This window comes from Cobetia sp. MMG027 (assembly GCF_027947415.1).
GTDB classification, from domain to species: domain Bacteria; phylum Pseudomonadota; class Gammaproteobacteria; order Pseudomonadales; family Halomonadaceae; genus Cobetia; species Cobetia marina.
This window is the reverse complement of the sequence record NZ_JAQJIO010000004.1, coordinates 238033-257259: the sequence shown is the minus strand read 5'-3', so window position 1 is coordinate 257259 and position 19227 is coordinate 238033. Positions and strand designations below refer to the sequence as shown.

General features: G+C 59.7%; 12 protein-coding genes. 4 read left to right on the top strand and 8 right to left on the bottom strand.

Annotated features, from left to right (window positions below):
• Position 1: 1 nt before the first annotated feature.
• Positions 2–1564, bottom strand: a complete 1563-nt coding sequence (locus PJK54_RS06945) for an inactive transglutaminase family protein (RefSeq protein ID WP_077376389.1) — start codon at positions 1562–1564, stop codon at positions 2–4.
• A 99-nt stretch (positions 1565–1663) separates the two neighbouring features.
• Complete coding sequence (locus tag PJK54_RS06940; protein ID WP_077376386.1) at positions 1664–2494, bottom strand: ATP-dependent zinc protease family protein; 831 nt, start codon at positions 2492–2494, stop codon at positions 1664–1666.
• Between the two features lie 882 nt (positions 2495–3376).
• Here PJK54_RS06940 and PJK54_RS06935 point away from each other — a divergent pair.
• Positions 3377–3943, top strand: coding sequence for a DUF3833 domain-containing protein (locus tag PJK54_RS06935; RefSeq protein ID WP_271302564.1), 567 nt, complete (start codon positions 3377–3379; stop codon positions 3941–3943).
• Here the strand turns inward: PJK54_RS06935 and PJK54_RS06930 are convergent.
• The 6 genes from PJK54_RS06930 to nfuA form a co-directional block, all read right to left on the bottom strand.
• Entirely contained in the window at positions 3940–5760 is a 1821-nt protein-coding gene (locus PJK54_RS06930) for an EAL domain-containing protein (protein ID WP_271302563.1), read from the bottom strand. The genes PJK54_RS06935 and PJK54_RS06930 overlap by 4 nt on opposite strands.
• 301 nt (positions 5761–6061) lie before the next feature.
• Positions 6062–6454, bottom strand: a complete 393-nt coding sequence (locus PJK54_RS06925; protein ID WP_065392486.1) for an ectoine synthase — start codon at positions 6452–6454, stop codon at positions 6062–6064.
• 232 nt (positions 6455–6686) lie between these two features.
• The gene (gene ectB / locus PJK54_RS06920) at positions 6687–7949 is read right to left on the bottom strand and encodes a diaminobutyrate--2-oxoglutarate transaminase (protein WP_271302562.1); all 1263 of its coding nucleotides are present in this window, start codon (positions 7947–7949) and stop codon (positions 6687–6689) included.
• Positions 7950–8208: 259 nt separating this feature from the next.
• On the bottom strand, positions 8209–8766 hold the full coding sequence (ectA, locus tag PJK54_RS06915) for a diaminobutyrate acetyltransferase (protein WP_077376377.1): 558 nt from the start codon (positions 8764–8766) through the stop codon (positions 8209–8211).
• 403 nt (positions 8767–9169) lie between these two features.
• Positions 9170–10975 carry a diguanylate cyclase domain-containing protein gene (locus PJK54_RS06910; protein ID WP_271302561.1) on the bottom strand — a complete coding sequence of 602 codons (1806 nt, stop codon included), beginning with the start codon at positions 10973–10975 and terminating at the stop codon, positions 9170–9172.
• Between the two features lie 258 nt (positions 10976–11233).
• Positions 11234–11824, bottom strand: coding sequence for a Fe-S biogenesis protein NfuA (nfuA, locus tag PJK54_RS06905; protein ID WP_077376371.1), 591 nt, complete (start codon positions 11822–11824; stop codon positions 11234–11236).
• A gap of 360 nt (positions 11825–12184) precedes the next feature.
• Between nfuA and metH the strand changes: the two genes are divergently transcribed.
• From metH to PJK54_RS06890, 3 genes are all read left to right on the top strand, one after another.
• Positions 12185–15913, top strand: a complete 3729-nt coding sequence (metH, locus tag PJK54_RS06900; RefSeq protein WP_271302560.1) for a methionine synthase — start codon at positions 12185–12187, stop codon at positions 15911–15913.
• Between the two features lie 321 nt (positions 15914–16234).
• Entirely contained in the window at positions 16235–17563 is a 1329-nt protein-coding gene (locus PJK54_RS06895) for an MATE family efflux transporter (RefSeq protein WP_271302559.1), read from the top strand.
• A 387-nt stretch (positions 17564–17950) separates the two neighbouring features.
• Positions 17951–19066 carry an ABC transporter substrate-binding protein gene (locus PJK54_RS06890; RefSeq protein WP_271302558.1) on the top strand — a complete coding sequence of 372 codons (1116 nt, stop codon included), beginning with the start codon at positions 17951–17953 and terminating at the stop codon, positions 19064–19066.
• Positions 19067–19227 lie beyond the last annotated feature (161 nt).

Sequence of the window (19227 nt, the reverse complement as noted above, 5' to 3'; positions counted from 1 at the left end):
CTCAATCCTCCGTCAGCGGCTTGAAGCGACGCAATTCCAGCAGACGATAGCCGGTGTAATTGCCCAGCAGCAGGATGAAGGCCATCAGCACCAGCTGCAGACCCAGGAAGTTGAAGGTCAGGTGGCGCACCCACGGATTGTTCATCGCCAGATAGGCCAGCACGGCGGTCAGAAGGCTACCGCCACCTTGCTTGAGGACTTCCTTGGGGCCTTCCTCTTCCCAGAGGATCGACATGCGCTCGACGGTCCAGGACAGGATGATCATCGGGAAGAAGGTGATGGTCAGGCCGGCATTGAGGCCGAAGCGATAGGCGAGTACCGAGAAGATCGAGATGATCGCGATCACCGTGATGATCACCACCGAGACCCTGGCGACAAGCAACAGGTTGAGCCGCGAAAGGTAGCTGCGAATCACGAGCCCGGTGGCGACGATGAGCAGGAAACCGATCAAGCCGGTGATCAGGCTGGTCTGGATGAAGGCGAGGGCGATCAACACCGGCATGAAGGTACCGGAAGTCTTCAGGCCCACGAGCACTCGCAGCAGCACGACGACCAGTGCGCCGATCGGGATCAGCAGAATGGTCTTGAACAGGGCCTGCTCTTCCAGCGGCAGCGAGTGGATCGAGAAGTTGAGCAGCTCGTCATTGGCCAGCTTGTTGCGAACCGCGACGGCGGCCGGTTCGTTGTGGCGAATCATCGAGAAGCTGACGCGGGAATTGACGCCACCTTCCACTTCCAGCATCGGGGCACCGCGGCCTTCCCACAGCAGCAGGTTGTCAGGCTCACCTTGCTTGCCGGTCTCGGGGTTGATCAGCACCCAGTCAGTGTTGAGCTTCTCACCCTCGGGGGAGTCGATCTCGACAGCCTGATTGCTGTCAGGTGTCTCGGCGAAGACCTGCAGCCAGGAGCTCACGTTCTGGCGACGGCGTCCGTCTTCCAGGCTCAAGCCACTGACCAGGCGTGCGCTCACGCCCGCTTCATTGAGCAGACGCAGCATCAGCACCGGACGCTGGAACTGGGTCAGCAGCAGACGCGCGTTCTCACCCTGACGCTGATTGTCGAACTGCTTGATCAGTTCACGGGCGAAGGTGAAGGAGTCGGCGCTGCGGGTGCGCGCCTGCTCGATCACCTGAGCGGCAGCCGTATCATAGGGACGTTCCCAGGACACTTCCTGAGGCGCCGGCAGGCGCTTGATGGCAGCAGGCGTCGCGTTGTCGGACTCCAGCATGGTCACGGTGTAATACAGCAGCTGGGAGCCAGCGGCCTCACGGATCGACCATTCAGCACGACGGCCCGGCAAATCATCCAGGTACGACAACCCGAAGCCGGAGGAGGCCGTGTTCTCGGTCAGGACGCTATAGCCTTTCTGATTTTCCGGAAGCGCCAGCGACGCCTTGACCGGACCGCCCGTTGCCGTGAAGGCGACCTGGGCCTCGATATCCCAGACTTTCTGTTGTGCACCCGGCACCCAGGGCACATCGAAGGAAATATGGCGGTAGGCGGTCAGGCCCACGCCAATCAGCATCAGCAGGCCGACCAGCAGGTAAAAGGAGAAACGCGACATGGGAGTCCTTGAGTATTATGCAGTCACAGGGTCTGGCACCCGGCCAGACCCTGTCAGTGGAGATGTTCGAGATCCGTGAACGTCAGGTGAGGGCGAGGGTCAGTCGCGATTTCCTTCATTCGGGTCCTGATCCTTGGCAGCGGCGGTGCTGGGAGCGCTGCCCGGGAATTCCGGACGCGGATTGATGAAGGTGCGGCTGACATCGACGGCTGCGATATCCATCATGAAACGACGGCCCAACAGCACCGGGTACGTCAGATCACGACGGTCATTCAGGGTGAATTCGACACGCTGCTTGATGTCGCCAAGCGTCATCAACATGCTGACCACAGGACGGTCTTCCCGCCCTGACGCCTGCACGATGGTCACGGTACGGCTTACCTTGGCTTCTACCCACTTGTCGCGCACCTCGGGAACGAAGTATTTGGCATCCTCGCGAAGCGCCAGCTTGAACTTGACCCACTTGTCGCCATCACGTTCGAACTCGGTGATGTCACGCGCCGACAATGAGGACGTGTTCGCGCCGGTATCGATGCGCGCCTTGAAATAGCTGCCGATGTCCGGAAAGCCGACCCACTCGACACGTCCGAGCAGCGTCTTGTCCATGATCGGGTTTTCAGAGGCGGTCTTGCAGGCCTGAACCACCTGCGGAGCTGCCGGCTGTTCCATTTCGGCATGCATGCGGCGTAGTTGGCTGCCGACTTCCCGCATGTCGCGGCGCAATGAGCGGTTCAGTTCGCGCTGCTCGACAAGCTGTTGTTGCTGGACGTCGCATTGCCCGGCGATCTGGCTCTCCAGGGCATCGATGCGTTGCGAGAAGGCCTCCGGGGTCAAGACCGGCTTGGGGGGCTGAGGTTGCGCCGGAACACAACCTGCCATGACGATGACGCTGGACAATGACACGGGCAGCAGCAGCTTGCGGATCAGCATGATAAAGAGGGTTCCTGTTCAGCCTTGCTGACGATCTCGTCTTCACGAGTTCGCCTTGCATGATTCTTGTTCATCCATCTCGCACCGTACTAGCACGAGTGGATGATGGGAGGGAGCCCGGCCACCTTCAGTCGTCGTCTTCGCAGCGATCGCTGAAGGTGTGGCAAAGGGCGATGATACGTAGGCCGGATAGTCGCTGTCCATGATTCGCCACCCACGGCTGATGCGCCCGGGAACGGCTTCCGTCAATGCGTTGCCATTCACGGACAATCATTCAATCCAGCGTGATGCGAAGCGCTCATGACGCCTCTTGCCGTCGATTCCATCGCTCGACAGGCAAGAACGTCGCTCGTTGGGGACGTGCCTGTCCCAGCCGAGTTGACGTCTCCGGCTACCATACTTTGGCACTTATTTCATGGACTTGCACATTTCTCGCATCGTGAGTGCACCTTGTGGTGGGTGTCACAAGTCATCGAATGATCGGCGGGAGCACTGGAGACCTCAGTGGCGAAGTCTGTTCTCAACGGGCTGGTCGTGACACAAGGGCAGGAGAAGACCAATCACTGACGTCAGCTGACGACAGGCAGACATGCTGCTGAACTTTTCAGGACATCAGGCACTCGAGTTGTGGTTCAGCATGGCGGGTATCAGTCATGCACAGCGAACACATGACAGGCAGCATGATCGTCAGGGCGGGTCCAGTGAGACGTGAGTCTGGGCTTCTCGAATACTCGATTTAACATAATATATATTATACGAGCCTATGGGATGTCGACATCACGCCTGCGCTGACGATCCACTGCAAGCGCCAGACCACATCCAAATTGCTATTTGTAGAATTACTGCATAATATCAGTACAAGTTTCCTTGTCGAGAATGTCGATGATTCGCTCCCGCTTGCGCTCCCTCGGTCTGATCACCCTGCTGGCCTCCTCGGCAAGTCTGTTGATGGCTTGCAGCAGCCCTTCAATCGATACCTATGCCGGTTCCGGTCCCGAGTTCAGAATCGACGAGTACTTCCTCGGGCACACACGAGGCTGGGGAATGGTTCAGGATCGTTCCGGTGAAGTGACCCGGCGCTTCGTGGTGGACCTACAGGGCACCAGGCAGGATGGACGATTGACCCTCGACGAGAACTTTCGCTACAGCGATGGCGAGACGCAGCATCGACAATGGATCTTCACCCCGACGGCTGACCGTCAGTGGCGCGGCACGGCAGCTGACGTGACCGGAGAAGCCACGGCAGCCAGCAATGGCCATGCCTTTCGCATGCAATATGTCCTGCAGGTTCCCATCGATGGCAGTGTCTGGGAGTTCAACATGGATGACTGGATGTATCTGCAACCAGACGGACGCGTGTTGAATCGCACCTCGATGCGCAAATTGGGCATCGAGCTTGCCACCATCACCCTCGCCTTTCAGCGCTGTCCCTGTGAGAGCGGCCGCTAGAGGCGCTTGTTCAAGGGTGAATGTGTCTCGGCAAGCCACTGGGCATAGCTATCTTCCGGGAGCGCAGGTTGCCCGAAGGCATCGCTTTGAACCTGATCGAACCCGAGAGACTCAAGCTCCGATAGCTGCTGAACTCGCTTGCTACCTACCGCGATAGGCACCAGCCCCAGCGTTTTCATCGCACAGATCCATGCCTTGATCAAACGTGTCTGATCCGGCTCATGCTGCTGAGGTACCATGAAGCGTGGGTGCAGCTTGACGGCTACCGCCGGCATCCGGCTCAACAGACGCAGATTGGCATTTTCCCGGCCAAACCGATCAATGCAGAAGGAGACTCCGTCACGGGTCAACGAGGTCATTGCCGCAATCAGTGCCTCTGGTGTCTCCGCGAAGCGTTCGCAGCCCGTGAGATCCAGGCGCAGATGCTCCCCCTTGAGGCGGTAAAGTCGCAGGATGCGTCTCAATGTCTCGGCGTATTCACTGTCAATCAGGCGCTTCGCCGAGAGATTCAGTGATACCGGCACTCCGAGAGACTCCGTGGAGCGCTGCGACTGCCAACGACTGACCATGGCGCACGTCTGGCGCAACACCCAGGTATCCAGTTCTTCGCCAAGGCCTGCGCGCTCAGCCATGCGCAACATCTGGTTCGCGGTGACCCAGCGCCCTTGAACCTGCCAACGCAGCAGCATCTCCATGCCGCACACCTTTCTCGTCCGGACATCCAGGATCGGCTGCGCATGCAGGCTGAGCTCATTGTCTCGCAAGGCCCGGGCGAAGCGATCGCCCAATGCGATGGCAAGCGTGACATTGCTGCTGAGATCGGCGACCTGAAGATTCTGCTGACACGGTGCCCAATGCGCCGCACTGGCAAGTTCCTCCTCGAGAAGTTCGACAAGCTCATGGGCCGTGGCCCCCTCGGGCGTGAAGGTGGCCGTTGCGACCAGGAGTTTGGGCCTCAGAGCACTGGAAAGATGCATCAGCCAGGGCTGAGTGATGAAACGCTGCCAACGCATCCCGCTGACAGACTGCCGCTGAGGCAGCAGGATGATCAGGGTATCGCTGCACAGACGACCCTTGATGACGTCTTCATCATCGAAGGTTTCGTTGATCTGGCTGGACAGTGACTGCATCACCTCCTGGAGGAAGACCTCGCCCTGATGGTGACGCCAGTGTTCTGCCTCCAATACCTTGAGCATGATGGCCTGGTAGCTTTCGCTCCCTCGGTTTTCCATCCAATGGGCAAATGTCTGAAGATAACGTCGTCGTGTGCTGTAGCCGGTAATAGGGTCAATGCTGGCCTGAAGCGTGGCACGCGTTCGTTCCGTCAGGAGGCTGTCGCGCTGGATCAGCTCGTTTTCGACCAGCATGGCACAGCGTCCCAGCCTTTCGAGTTGAGGCGCACTCAGCTCACGTGGTGTGTGATCGATGAGGCACAAGGTGCCTAATGGCAATCCTGAACTGTCTCGCAGCAAGGCGCCGGCATAGAATCGGAGATATGGCGGGCCGGTGACCAGGGGATTGTCATGGAAGCGTTCATCCTTGCTCGCGTCGTTGACGACGAGGTAGCGCTCTTCATGGAGAGCGTGGGCGCAGAAGGCCAGGTCACGCCCCGTTTCACGTGCATCGATACCGCAGTGGGCCTTGAACCATTGGCGATTCTCGTCCACCAGTGACACGAGACAGATGGGGACATCGAAGATATCCGCGACCAGGCGCGTCAGGTCGTCATAACGCTTTTCATGCTCACTATCCAGTACGTGAAGCGCGTGGAGGCTATCGATTCGCTCCTGTTCGCGAGGATGAGGGGCTGCTGTCATGAACCCGGGACGCCCACCTGCCGCAATGGCGGGTGGGCTGACAGACGCGTTGTGTGGGGGGATGGCCATTGGCGAGGATCTCATCTGAGTGACACGGACACCATTCAGCTTATCGTTGCCTGCATCGCGAAGGGAGACTTAGCGCCTCTGGTCAATTAAACGGTAAACTTTCGAATATTCGTGATGCAATATGGAGCCGCGCGCCCTTCTGCCCTGCTCCCACATACCACGAAGCCCCCGCAGCTTGGCTGCGGGGGCTTCGTGTGGTCAGGCCATGGATCTCGCGGTTCGTGACGCGGATTCAGGCTTCGGCAGGTGCGTAGGAGCCATCTTCACGGTGGACTTCCTTGCCGGTCAGACCCGGCGTGAAGACACATGCCAGATGCATGGTCTTGGTAGCACGCAGCAGGTGGTCGTCATGTTCATTGAGGATATAGACGTCACCCGGCTTGATCGGCCAGACCTTGCCATCCGCCAGTGTCTCCACCTCGCCCTCACCTTCCATGCAATACACGACTTCATAGTGGTGCTTGTAGTGGATATGGGTCTCGGTACCTTCGAAGATACGGGTGATATGGAAGGAGCACTTGCCACCATCTTCGTCGAGCAGCAGACGAGTGCTGTCCCAGTTGCCGTTCTCGGCCTTGACCAGACGATCCGTCTTGCGGGCTTCCTCGAGATTGCGAACGATCATCAACTTCTCCTCATTTGGGCGCTGTCATGACTCGACAGCTGACAGATGGCGATTCCCGTAGTGACATGAAGGCAATGGCGCTTGAACACGAAACAGCCACGACGCAGAACGATGAGCGCCTTCTTCGGTGACAGGTGACAAGGGCCAGGAATCGCATGAGATGACCCGCGCCATGGCGGGCCAGGGAAGAACGGACGCCGATCACGTGACTAGCGCCCGATACCGCAGAGACTCAGCGCAGGACGGCTGCCGCATTTTCCTCGATGATGTCGAGGGCTTCCAGCAGGTCTTCATCACGGATGGTCAGCGGACACAGGCATTTGACGACCTGCCCGGAGTGACCGCTGGTCTCGATGATCAGGCCCTGCTCGAAACAACGTGAGGTGATGGCATCTGCCAGTTCACCTGACGCCACATCGATACCGCGCATCAAGCCACGACCTTTCTCGTGTGCCGCGAAGCCGTTTTCACGCGCCTTGGCGGCAATCTTCTGGAAGCGCTCCTCGACGATACGGCCCTTGCGCTGGATGTCGCGCTCGAACTTGTTGTCGCTCCAGAAGTGACGCAGTGCAGCGGCACCGGTCACGAAGGCCAGTGCATGGCCACGGAATGTGCCGTTATATTGACTCGGCTTCCACTCATCCAGCTCCGGACGCATCATCACCATCGCGAACGGCACGCCAGAGGCCGACAGTGACTTGGAGTTGCAGACGATGTCCGGAACGATGTCGGCATGCTCGAAACTGAAGAACTTGCCGGTACGACCACAACCCGCCTGGATATCGTCGATGATCAGCAGGATCTTGTGCTCCTTGCACAGGGCATCCAGACGCTGCAGCCATTCGATGGAGGCCGGGTTGATGCCACCCTCGCCTTGTACGGTCTCGACCAGTACGGCTGCCGGGCGGTCAAGACCACTGGAGGAGTCCTTCAGCAGCTTGTCGAGATACGCGACAGTGTCGATACCCTCGCCCATGTAACCATCATAGGGCACGAACTGTGCGCCTTGGGCTGGCAGACCCGCTGCATCACGGAACTTGGCGTTGCCTGTCGTGGCCAGAGCACCCATGGTGACGCCATGGAAACCATTGGTGAACGACACGATGTTGTGACGGCCCGAGACCTTGCGCGCCAGACGGATGGCGGCTTCGACGGCATTGGTACCGGTCGGCCCCGGGAAGTGGACCTTGTAGTCCAGACCACGCGGCTTGAGGATCACTTCTTCCAGTGCTTCCAGGAAGTCGCGCTTGGCGGAAGTCCACATGTCGAGACCGTGGATGATGCCATCACTGCTGATGTAATCGATCAATGCCTTCTTGAGCACCGGGTGGTTGTGCCCGTAGTTGAGCACGCCCGCGCCGGCCAGGAAATCGATGTAGCGCTTGCCATCCTCGGTGAACAGGTGGGCATTCTGCGCCTTGGTGAAGACGGTCGGGAAAGAACGAGAATAAGTGCGTACCTCGGATTCCATCTGTTCGAGTATCTGCGTATTCATGCTGTCACCTCCCTGGTGATGGATGGCCATGCTCGGCGCGGTGAAAGCGCTGGCGGCCATGCCAGAATGTAAAGACGATTCAACGAATGACACTGACCCGCTTGCACACGATGACTTGGGGGTCGACAAGTGATGTCACGACTTTCCTGTCATGAACATCCAGCGGGTGAGACGTGATTCTCCTCGAGGTCCGACACGAGAATCGTGACGCCGCCTCACCCGAGACTTCTCCATGGCGTCTTGAGACACCATAGCTGGCTCAGATATCGCTCGGCAGGAACGGACCGATACGTACCAGGTTCTCCGCGAGGTGCACGCCGCCCAACTGATCCGAGGAGAAATACTCACGCGAATGCAGGGGGACCTGCCAGCGCTCGGACAGACGCGTGAAGAGTGCCCAGGACGCTTCGTTGTCAGGTGTGATGGTGGTTTCGAGGTGGCGCACATGGGCCATCTCCGGGCGCTTCATCACGGCTTCGATCAGACGACGTGCCAGGCCAGTCCCGCGGGCTTTCTCACCGACGGCGATCTGCCACAGGAAGAAGGTCTGCGGGGCATCATTGCGGGTGTAGCCCGAGACGAAGCCGACCACCTCACCCTCTTCATCCGTTGCCACGGCGCAGCTGTCACGGAACTGGGTTGCCAGCAGAACGTACGAATACCCTGAATTGAGGTCCAGCGGCGGGCATGCCTTGACCAGCTCATAGATGCCCCAGCCGTCATCAGTGGTCGGCTGACGGATGAACAGCGGCGTCGTGGCGCGGTTGATCACGGCATCATGGGTGTGGTGGGCAAGGCCCTGAATCGTGGAAGTCATTGTCATGGTTTTCATAGATTATTTCGCAGTTGGCGAATTCGCTATAAACCATAACAAACCGTTATGAGTCTTGCAAACCATAGTTTATTTGCGAAGCGCTCATGCATAACAGGAAATTATCGTTTATCACCCCATCGCATGAGCCGCTCCACGGGCAATCGCCACGCCTCCGCCTACCGCGCAGACGCCAGTCATGCCATGCCCCCTATCCTCCATCCCCTATCGCCAGCAGTGCCTGAGTGCAGTGAGCGTCACTGACAGCAGAACGACATATGGCGCCCGCAGGCGCCATATGGAGAAGAAAGGGTATGAAGAGATGCCGTCGCGGCAGGCATCGTGAAGACGTCACATGCGGTCTCTGACGATGTCAGCAGATCCCCATCGCACGTGCCCGAGCGACAGGTCAGCGTTTCACGACCGTCGAGGAAGCGGCTCGCCTGGAGGAGGTCGCCACGATCTGCCCGAGTTCATCGTGGCGACTGAACTGGATGGCGCAGTTGCGGCCTTCATTCTTGGCAGCATATAGCGCCATATCGGCATTGTGAGTCAGCGCTTCACGTTGATTGCCGTGTTGCGGCGCGATCGCGATACCGATGCTGCACCCCACTTCCAGCTTGTGGTCTTCATAGAGGAAAGGCTTGCCCAATGAATCGATGATGCGCTGTGCCAGCTGGGCAAGTTCACCATGGCGCCCCAGATTTGCCTGGATGTCGGTATTGTGGACCAGTACCACGAATTCATCGCCGCCCAGACGTGCGACGAAGTCGTCCTTGCGCACCACCTGGTTGAGCCTTTCCGCGATCACCTTGAGGGCGACGTCACCAGCCGCGTGACCATAGGTGTCATTGATGGGCTTGAACTTGTCGATGTCCAGCATCAGACAGGCCATCTGACCGCCCTCTTCATTGACATCAGCCAGCCACTGCTCGCTTCTCTCATAGAAATGCTGACGATTGGGCAGGCCTGTCAGGGAATCATGCATTGCCAGCTGAGTGATGCGTTTCTTGTAGTTGTTGCTCTCGATGATGTTGTACTTGAACTTCTGGAGCGCCCGCGCCATCTGGCCGACTTCATTGGTGTGCTGAGTACTGTCGATCACCACGCTGACATCATCATTGGCCAGAGTGTTCATCGTCTGCGTGAGGCGGCGAATCGGCTTGAGCACATAGCGAGCGAACAGCCACATGGAAAGCCCGATCAGCACGGCGATCATGATCAGCGCCAGGCCATTGACGATAGGGGCCAGCGTCGCCAGCAGCTTGAGCGTCTTGCCGACCGCCGCCGAAGTGGCGGCGACGCGTTGATCGCTTTGATGATCCAGGACCGCAAGGCCCTCGATCGCTGGCGCGTCATCGACCTTGACGCGGGCGTCAAGCTCACTGGCTGACATGCCGGGCTGCTCATCATGTAGATGACTGATCGTCAGCAGGCGCTCGCTGTAGGCCTGAATGACACTGGCGATATCTCGGATCGCACGCTGCTCTGCCACGTTCATGCCCATCTCGCGGTAGGCCGCAAGCGTCTCACGCAGCGACTGGATGTCCTGGGCGGCTTGCTGTCCATAGATGGCGTCCCCGCGCAGAACATAGTTCTTGAAGTGGTGGATCATCTCGCCGTACCCCATGTCCCGACGCAGGTTGGCGACCAGGCGTGCCTTGCCCATACCATCTTCCAGCGGATTGGCACTGTCACGGGATTCACGTATGGCGACGCTGCGCAGGGTGTCCAGCCCGGACACGGCAAGATAGTCATCCACGACGACCTGTCGGTCGATCTCACGAACCGACTCATCAGTGGCCATCAGCTGACGAACCTTCAGTACCATGGCGTCGTAACGGTCCAGCGTCTCGTTCAGCCCATGGAGGGCCGCTTCTTCCTGTTGACTGATCCCCAGACTCTGGTAGCGGAACAAGGCGCTGCGGGCTGCGCCGATTTCATTCTGGATCTCGGGAATCAACGCCTCATCATGTCGCAACACCAGGTTCTTGAAGTCGTGGATCATCCCGCCGAAGCCCATCGACTTGGTAAGCTGGCTCTCCAGGCGTGGCTTGTCGGCACGTGCCTGCTGATATTCGTGCCAGTCCGTTTCCAGTTCTGACACGTTGCGGGTGATGAAAGCCAACACGACCAGCAACACCAGCCCTGCCAGTGCGGAGAGTCCGCAGATGATGATGTTGATGGTACGAAAGCGCATGTTGGCCAGGGTCATGTATGGCGGTCTCTTCACTGGTGGATACGGTCATCGGGCAAGCCGTCATGAGGCGTCAACGTAGGCGCCATCTGCAGCATTCATCTTCACAATACCAGAAATCCTAATACTCGGATGTATTACCCGGGGTCATTCCCGGCACCAGCCTCCCAATGAAAAGATCCCCCACCGCAACGCGATGGAGGATCTTTATCTGATCAAGCTTGGACGGGACGTCTCAGGCCATCGACAGGCGCCTTGAGGCATCACGTCAATGAATCAGTTGTAATAGGCATTGGTCGTATCGGTGTGATCGGTCACGTCACGAATGCCGGCGAGCTCGGGGATGCGTTCCAGAAGCGTCTTCTCCACGCCATCCTTGAGCGTCAGGTCAACAGCCGAGCACCCCTGGCACCCGCCGCCGAACTGCAGCACGGCAACCTGGTCGTCGGTCAGCTGCATCAGCTTGATCTCACCACCGTGTGCCGCCAGGCCCGGATTGATCTCGCTGTAGAGGATGTAATTGATGCGATCTTCCAGCGGGCTGTCCGCATTGACCTTGGGCATCTTGGCATTCGGTGCCTTGATGGTGAGCTGGCCGCCCATGCGATCCGCATTGAAGTCGACCGTCGCCTCTTCCAGGAACGGAACGCTGTGGGTGTCGAGATAGACCTTCAGCTTCGGAAGATCCAGAATCTCGTCGGTCGGCTCTTCTTCTCCCGGGCGGCAGTAGGCAAGACACGTCTCGGCATACGGAGTGCCCGGCTGGGTGATGAAGATGCGCACGCCGATGCCTTCCACGTTCTGCTTCTCGAGCAGCTCGGCAAGATACTCCTGGGCGCTATCGGTAATCTGGATGCTCTCACTCATGGCGCAGAGACTCTCTTGATGTCAGGTGACTAATGGCTCCATGTTAAGGAAATCCTGCTGCACTCGCAATCCTGAGCAAATCACTCGGGTTTGGCGCCATGGGCGCGGCCACTCCCGGGCGGGCTTTCCTAAAGCACTCATGTTGCGCATGAATCATGCTCATCGTGACGATTCTGCAGTCTGATACGATAGTCACATCTGGCAAGGCGAGGATGCCGCGAGCGGATCCTTCACCAGAGCCTCCCAATAGCAATGAGTTCGCGCCTGTGGCGTGTGGCTTGCCTGGCAAATTCCTTGCTTGGCAAACAGAGTCACACGTCCGGGAAACAACGCGACAAGTCACGTACGCTGGAGTCCGTCATGGCGCAAGCCCACCCCCCTGTTCCCTATTCCCTGCCCCTTTCTGACGCGCTGAGACAGGCGCTGCAGGAGCGTATCCTGATCCTCGATGGTGGCATGGGCACCATGTTGCAGAGCTATGGACTGGAAGAGGAAGACTTCCGTGGTGATCGCTTCGCCGACTGGCCCAGTGACATCAAGGGCAACAACGACCTGCTGGCCCTGACACGCCCGGATATCGTCGAAGCGATCCACCGCGCCTATTTCGAGGCCGGCGCCGATATCGTCGAGACCAACACCTTCAATGCGACCCAGTTGTCGCAGTCCGATTACGGCATGCAGGCGTTGGTGTACGAGATCAATCTCGAATCGGCGCGACTGGCGCGCAAGGCAGCCGATGACGTGGCCGCCGAGACCGGCATCCCGCGCTTCGTCGCCGGGGTGCTCGGCCCGACCAGCCGCACCTGCTCCATCTCCCCCGACGTGAACGACCCCGCCAAGCGCAACGTCACCTTCGATATCCTGCGCGACAATTATCGCGAAGCTGCGCTGGCGCTCTTCGAGGGCGGCGCGGACCTGATCCTGATCGAGACCATCTTCGACACGCTCAATGCCAAGGCGGCGATCTACGCCCTGGAGGAGCTGTTCGACGAGGGTCACCCGCGCCTGCCGGTGATGATCTCCGGTACCATCACCGATGCCTCGGGACGCACGCTGTCCGGCCAGACCACCGAAGCCTTCTGGAACTCGGTACGCCACGCTCGCCCGCTGAGCATCGGCCTCAACTGTGCTCTTGGCGCCGAGGAGCTGCGCCCCTATCTGCGTGAGCTGTCCGAGAAGGCCGATACCTTTGTCTCCGCGCACCCCAACGCCGGCCTGCCCAATGAATTCGGCGAGTACGACCAGACCCCGGACGAGATGGCCGAGATCATCCGAACCTTCGCCTCGGAGGGTCTGCTCAACATCATCGGTGGCTGCTGTGGCTCCACGCCGGAACATATCCGCGCGATCAAGGGTGTGGTGGATCAATGCGCGCCCCGCAAGGTGCCCGAGATCGCCAGAGCTTGCCGCCTGTCGGGGCTTGAGCCCTTCAACATCCAGCCGGACTCGTTGTTCGTCAATGTCGGTGAGCGTACCAACGTCACCGGCTCCGCGCGCTTCCGTCGCCTGATCAAGGAAGAGGATTACACCACCGCGCTGGAAGTCGCCCTCGAGCAGGTCGAGAGCGGCGCGCAGGTCATCGACGTCAACATGGATGAAGGCATGCTGGAGTCACAGGAGGCCATGGTGCGCTTCCTGAACCTGATCGCCTCGGAGCCGGATATCTCGCGGGTGCCGATCATGGTCGACTCCTCCAAGTGGGACATCATCGAGGCGGGGCTCAAGTGCATCCAGGGCAAGGCGGTGGTCAATTCCATCTCGCTCAAGGAAGGCGAGGAAAGCTTCCGTCACCAGGCGCAGATCTGTCGACGCCATGGCGCGGCCGTGGTGGTCATGGCATTCGATGATGTCGGACAGGCCGACACCTATGAGCGCAAGATCGAGATCTGCGAGCGCGCCTACCGATTGCTGGTCGAAGATATCGGCTTCCCGGCCGAGGACATCATCTTTGACCCCAACATCTTCGCCATCGCCACCGGCATCGAGGAGCACAACAACTACGGCGTCGATTTCATCGAGGCCACGCGCTGGATTCATGCCAACCTGCCGCATGCGATGATCTCCGGCGGCGTCTCCAACGTGTCCTTCTCGTTTCGCGGCAACAACCCGGTGCGTGAAGCGATCCACTCGGTGTTCCTCTATCACGCCATCCAGGCGGGTTTGAGCATGGGCATCGTCAATGCCGGCCAGCTGGCGCTCTACGATGATCTACCCGATGAGTTGCGTGAGGCCGTCGAGGATGTGGTGCTGAATCGTCGTGATGACAGTACCGAGCGTCTGCTCGACATTGCCGACAAGTACAAGGGTGATGGCAGTACTGGCGAGAAGAAGGAAGATCTCGAGTGGCGCAGCTGGCCAATCAACAAGCGTATCGAGCACGCGCTGGTCAAGGGCATCACCACGCATATCGAGGAAGATACCGAAGAGGCGCGGGTCCAGGCGGCGCGCCCCATCGAGGTCATTGAAGGCCCCTTGATGGATGGCATGAATGTCGTCGGTGACCTGTTCGGTGCCGGCAAGATGTTCCTGCCCCAAGTGGTGAAGTCGGCACGGGTCATGAAACAGGCGGTTGCCCACCTGATACCCTTCATCGAGGCAGAAAAATCCGGAGACACCCAGGCCAAGGGCAAGATCGTCATGGCCACCGTCAAGGGCGATGTCCACGATATCGGCAAGAACATCGTCGGCGTGGTGCTTCAGTGCAACAACTATGAGGTGATCGATCTGGGCGTGATGGTACCCGCCGAAAAGATCCTGCAGACCGCCATCGACGAGAAGGCCGATATCATCGGGCTTTCGGGCCTGATCACGCCATCACTGGACGAGATGGTCAGCGTCGCCAGGGAAATGCAGCGTCGGGGCATGCAGTTGCCGTTGCTGATCGGGGGCGCCACCACCTCCAAGGCGCACACGGCGGTCAAGATCGAGCCACAGTATGAGCATCCGGTCATCTATGTCACCGATGCGTCGCGCGCCGTGGGCGTGGCGTCTCGTCTGCTGTCACCCGAGCTCAAGCCCGACTTCGTCGATCAGGTGCGCAGCGAGTATGCCGTGGTGCGTGAGCGCAATGCCAAACGACGCCCGAAGGCTGCGGACCTTGACTATGCCCAGGCGCGCAAGCGCCGCTTCCAGCCTGACTGGGAGAATTACACGCCGCCGGCGCCAAGTTTCACGGGCCTCAAGGTCTTCGATGGGTATGATCTCAACGAACTGGTCGAGCGTATCGACTGGACGCCCTTCTTCATGAGCTGGCAGCTGTCAGGCAAGTATCCGAAGATCCTGCAGGATGAGGTGGTCGGAGACGCCGCGCGTGCCCTGTTCGCCGATGCCAGAGAAATGCTGCGCAAGTTGATCGATGAGAAGGTGCTGACCGCACGTGGGGTCATCGGTTTCTGGCCAGCCAACTGTGTCGACGACGATACCCTGGAGGTCTATGCCGATGAGTCGCGTACTCACGTCATCGAGCACCTCCACCACATCCGTCAGCAGATGACCAAGAACCGCGACGGCGTCTGTCACAGCCTCGCCGATTTCATCGCTCCCCGAGACAGTGGCAAGCCGGACTGGATCGGTGGCTTCGCCGTCACCACCGGGCATGGGGCGGATGAATTGGCCAGACAGTACGAGGAGGCTGGCGATGACTACAACGCCATCATGGTCAAGGCGTTGGCGGATCGTCTCGCCGAAGCCTTTGCCGAGCGCCTGCACGAACGTGTCCGCAAGGAGTTCTGGGGATATGACGCCGAAGAAGTGCTCGACAACGAGGCACTGATCGCCGAGCAGTATCGGGGCATACGCCCGGCGCCAGGCTACCCGGCCTGCCCGGACCACACCGAGAAGGCCACGCTGTTCCGCATGCTCGAACCGGAGACGCATGCCGGCATGGTGCTGACCGAGAGCTTCGCCATGTGGCCGGCCGCCGCCGTTTCCGGCTGGTACTTCGCCCATCCTGAGTCGAAGTACTTCTCCACCGGCAAGATCACCCGGGACCAGGTGCTGTCATTGGCGGAGCGCAAGCGCATGCCACTCGCCGAAATGGAGCGCTGGTTGTCACCGGTACTGAGCTACGATCCGGACAACGCCAGCTAGATCAGGTCGTACGAAGATTTGCCGACAGCCGGCAAGCGTATCTCGCATGATCATGCAAAGGGCACCTGCCAGCGCAGGTGCCCTTTTGCGTGGGGCTGGTTGACTCAGCAGAGTCTCGGTCAGCGTCATGCATCGGATGCTGCCTGTGACACCTCACGCTATAATGGCCTCCTTTGTCCTTCCCTGCCCTCTGACCTGCGAGCCGTCTGTGTCCCTGTTCTGCGCATCCATCCCGTCTGTCCTGCCCTGCGCGGCGGCATCGTCTGAAGGTGACTCTGGTGATTGCCGGCGGCGGTATTCACCGGCGATGGGGCGTGCGTGATGTTGCCTGAACGCCAACGCAGCCTGAGAATTCTGAAGCTGGCACTGCCCATCATCGGTGGCATGCTGTCGCAGAGCCTTCTCAATCTGATCGATGCCGCCCTGGTAGGACAGCTTGGTGAGACGGCGCTGGCCGGAGTCGGGGTCGGGGGCTATGCCATGTTCATGGTCACGGCCTTGATCTTCGGGCTGTCATCCGCCGTGCAGGCCCAGACCTCTCGACGGCTGGGAGAATCTGCCCCCGAACGTTGCGGCGAAGGGCTGAATGCCGGACTGATATTGGCATTGTCGGTGGGCATTCCCGTGATGTTGGCCTGCCATCACTGGGCAGACACCTTGCTTCGTCTGATCAATGACCAGCCTGAGGTCCACGCAACGGCCACCTCCTACTTCCAATGGCGCGTCGCCGGCATCGTGCCCGTCGCCATGGCATTCTGCTTCCGCGGATTCTGGAATGGACTTCAGCGCACCGGTATCTATCTGCGCATCATGTTGATCACCCAGCTGATCAATGTGGTGTTGAGCATCATCTTGATCCATGGACTCTATGGCGCCCCCAGGATGGGCGCCGATGGTGCAGGTGCCGGTACGACACTGTCACTCTTCGTGGCATTGGGCCTGTGGGTACAGGCGACCCTGGGAGAGCGCAGACAACATGGCGTACTGCATGCCTGGCCGCCACTGGGACACTACCTGACGCTGCTCAAGCTGGCGGTGCCCCATTCCTTCCAACAGCTGTGGTTTGCGGCGGGCTATGCCGTGTTGTTCTGGATTCTGGGCAGGATCGACGCGGCCAGCGTGGCGGTGGGTCATGTGCTGGTCAATCTCTCCCTGCTGCTCATTCTGCCCGGAGTCGGTCTGGGGCTGGCGGCCATGAGTCTGGTGGGCCAGGCATTGGGACGCGATCACCATGAAGATGCCCATCGTTGGGGATGGGATACGGTGCGCATCGCCCTGCCTTGCCTCATGCTGCTGGGATTGCCGCTCTGGGCGGCACCGGAAAGCGTGCTGGGCCTCTTCCTGCATCGCCCGGAGTTGATCGCGCTGGGCAAGCTCCCGTTACAGCTGACCGCCGTGATGATCATCATGGACTGCGCGGCCATCGTGCTGGCTCAGGCGTTGCTCGGGGCTGGTGCCAATCGCACGGTCATGACCGCCACCCTGGCCATCCAATGGCTGCTCTTCCTCCCGCTTGCCTGGTGGTTCGGGGTGCATCTGGAGGGTGGCTTGCTGGCCATCTGGTGTACTCAGCTCGGGTATCGAATCTTCAACTCCCTTGTCTTCAGTGCCATCTGGCAACGCAGAGAGTGGCAGTTGCTGCGGCTTTGAGTCTCGCCCTCTTCCTTCATAAAAGGGCCGTGGTGGCCTTGTCCTGTCGACCTCGAGATCGCCATGGGGGCATCACCGCCACGTGGATTCCCTTTCATCTGGCATCGCCTCTGAATCGGTCTGGAGGACCGAAGCGTTGAAATCGGGTGATAGTGCACGGTTGTTGAGGCGTATGACATGCTGAGGTCTGGAGTATGTTGGTCATACTGTAAATCCTTGTCATCGGGTGCCGACATGTCGATCACGTCTACATCAGGAGGTTGGATCAAGAGTGCGCGGCGATGGATTCCCGTCGCTTGCGTCATGGCGTTCAGCCCCCCGATTGCCGCTTCCTCAGCCCCCCTCCCACCAGTCCTTGATGTTGCCTCGGCCAGCAGTCACTCGAGCATGACCAGGGTGGCCGACGAGATGCCCCCCACGGCGGCGTCCCTCGCGCCCGGGCGAAATCTGACCGTCGTCTTCGTCAATCCGGGGCTGCCTGGGGAACGATTCTGGAACATGGTCACGGCGATGATGCAGGCAGCAGCTCGAGACCTGAATGTCTCGCTGGAAGTCGTATATGCCGAGCGAAATCCCATCCTCATGAAACGATTGGCAAGCGCGGCCCTGGCGCGTGCAACACCCCCGGACTACCTCGTGCTGGTCAATGAGGAGCAGGCCGCTTCCGACCTCCTGCCTCTGGCAGATGGCGGCTCATCACATGTCGTGATGCTGTTGAACGGCTTGACCCCGGAGGAGCAGACAACTCACGGCGTCCCGGGCAGTGTCCACCCCTCCTGGATCGCCAGCGTCATTCCCGACAACCATGGTGCCGGGAGAAGGATGGCCAGCGAATTGATTGACGCGGCGCGTATCTATCCGCCCGGTGAAACGCGCCACGGGCTCGCCTTGATCGGCGATACCAGAACGCCAGCCTCCATCGCTCGCAATGCCGGGATGCTGAATGGCTTTGCTGAGCATGATGCCGTCAAGATGACGCGCATTCTCGAGGCACGCTGGAACCTTCCGGATGCTGAGCGGCTCACGCATCACTATCTCCAATGGGCCGAACGCTCGGGATTGCACAATACCCTCATCTGGGCGGCAAACGACGCCATGGCGGAAGGTGCCGTCCGAGCGGTTGAAGCCAGTGGCATGCAGCCGGGCAAGGATGCGCTGATCGCGGGTCTCAACTGGTCGCCCGAGGGCATCGCCATGGTGATGGACAAGCGCATGGTGATGTCAGATGGCGGGCATTTCATGGCGGGAGCCTGGGCGATGGTGATGTTGAGAGACCACGCTGATGACCCCCACTGGGCCCCCAGAACCGTGCACTTCCCGATGAGCCCCATCCATCAGGGAAATGTCGATATCTACGGCCCGTTGCTGATCCAGCCGGACTGGGAAACGGTGGACTTCACGCGCTTCAGATTGCAGACAATGGAAGACGACTACGCGTTTGATCCGATGGCAGTGTTGGAGCAGATGAAAGACTCGCCTGCGCCACTCGAACGACAGGACTGATCGAGCAGATCATGGTGCGGCCCCGGGAGAGGAACACGTCAGATCACCCGTCGCCAGGCAGCCCTCTCCCCTTCAGCTCGCCAGCCGCGGGGATCGACTTGCTTCCTGACAGCCTGTCACACGCGATAATGGAGTCATCATGAGATTGACGCGACCTTCAC

Bases quoted from the DNA above. Each gene is read 5' to 3' on its own strand.
- PJK54_RS06945 (WP_077376389.1), bottom strand. From the start codon at position 1,564: ATGTCGCGTTTCTCCTTTTACCTGCTGGTCGGCCTGCTGATGCTGATT.
- PJK54_RS06940 (WP_077376386.1), bottom strand. From the start codon at position 2,494: ATGCTGATCCGCAAGCTGCTGCTGCCCGTGTCATTGTCCAGCGTCATC.
- PJK54_RS06935 (WP_271302564.1), top strand. From the start codon at position 3,377: ATGATTCGCTCCCGCTTGCGCTCCCTCGGTCTGATCACCCTGCTGGCC.
- PJK54_RS06930 (WP_271302563.1), bottom strand. From the start codon at position 5,760: ATGACAGCAGCCCCTCATCCTCGCGAACAGGAGCGAATCGATAGCCTC.
- PJK54_RS06925 (WP_065392486.1), bottom strand. From the start codon at position 6,454: ATGATCGTTCGCAATCTCGAGGAAGCCCGCAAGACGGATCGTCTGGTC.
- ectB (WP_271302562.1), bottom strand. From the start codon at position 7,949: ATGAATACGCAGATACTCGAACAGATGGAATCCGAGGTACGCACTTAT.
- ectA (WP_077376377.1), bottom strand. From the start codon at position 8,766: ATGACTTCCACGATTCAGGGCCTTGCCCACCACACCCATGATGCCGTG.
- PJK54_RS06910 (WP_271302561.1), bottom strand. From the start codon at position 10,975: ATGACCCTGGCCAACATGCGCTTTCGTACCATCAACATCATCATCTGC.
- nfuA (WP_077376371.1), bottom strand. From the start codon at position 11,824: ATGAGTGAGAGCATCCAGATTACCGATAGCGCCCAGGAGTATCTTGCC.
- metH (WP_271302560.1), top strand. From the start codon at position 12,185: ATGGCGCAAGCCCACCCCCCTGTTCCCTATTCCCTGCCCCTTTCTGAC.
- PJK54_RS06895 (WP_271302559.1), top strand. From the start codon at position 16,235: ATGTTGCCTGAACGCCAACGCAGCCTGAGAATTCTGAAGCTGGCACTG.
- PJK54_RS06890 (WP_271302558.1), top strand. From the start codon at position 17,951: ATGACCAGGGTGGCCGACGAGATGCCCCCCACGGCGGCGTCCCTCGCG.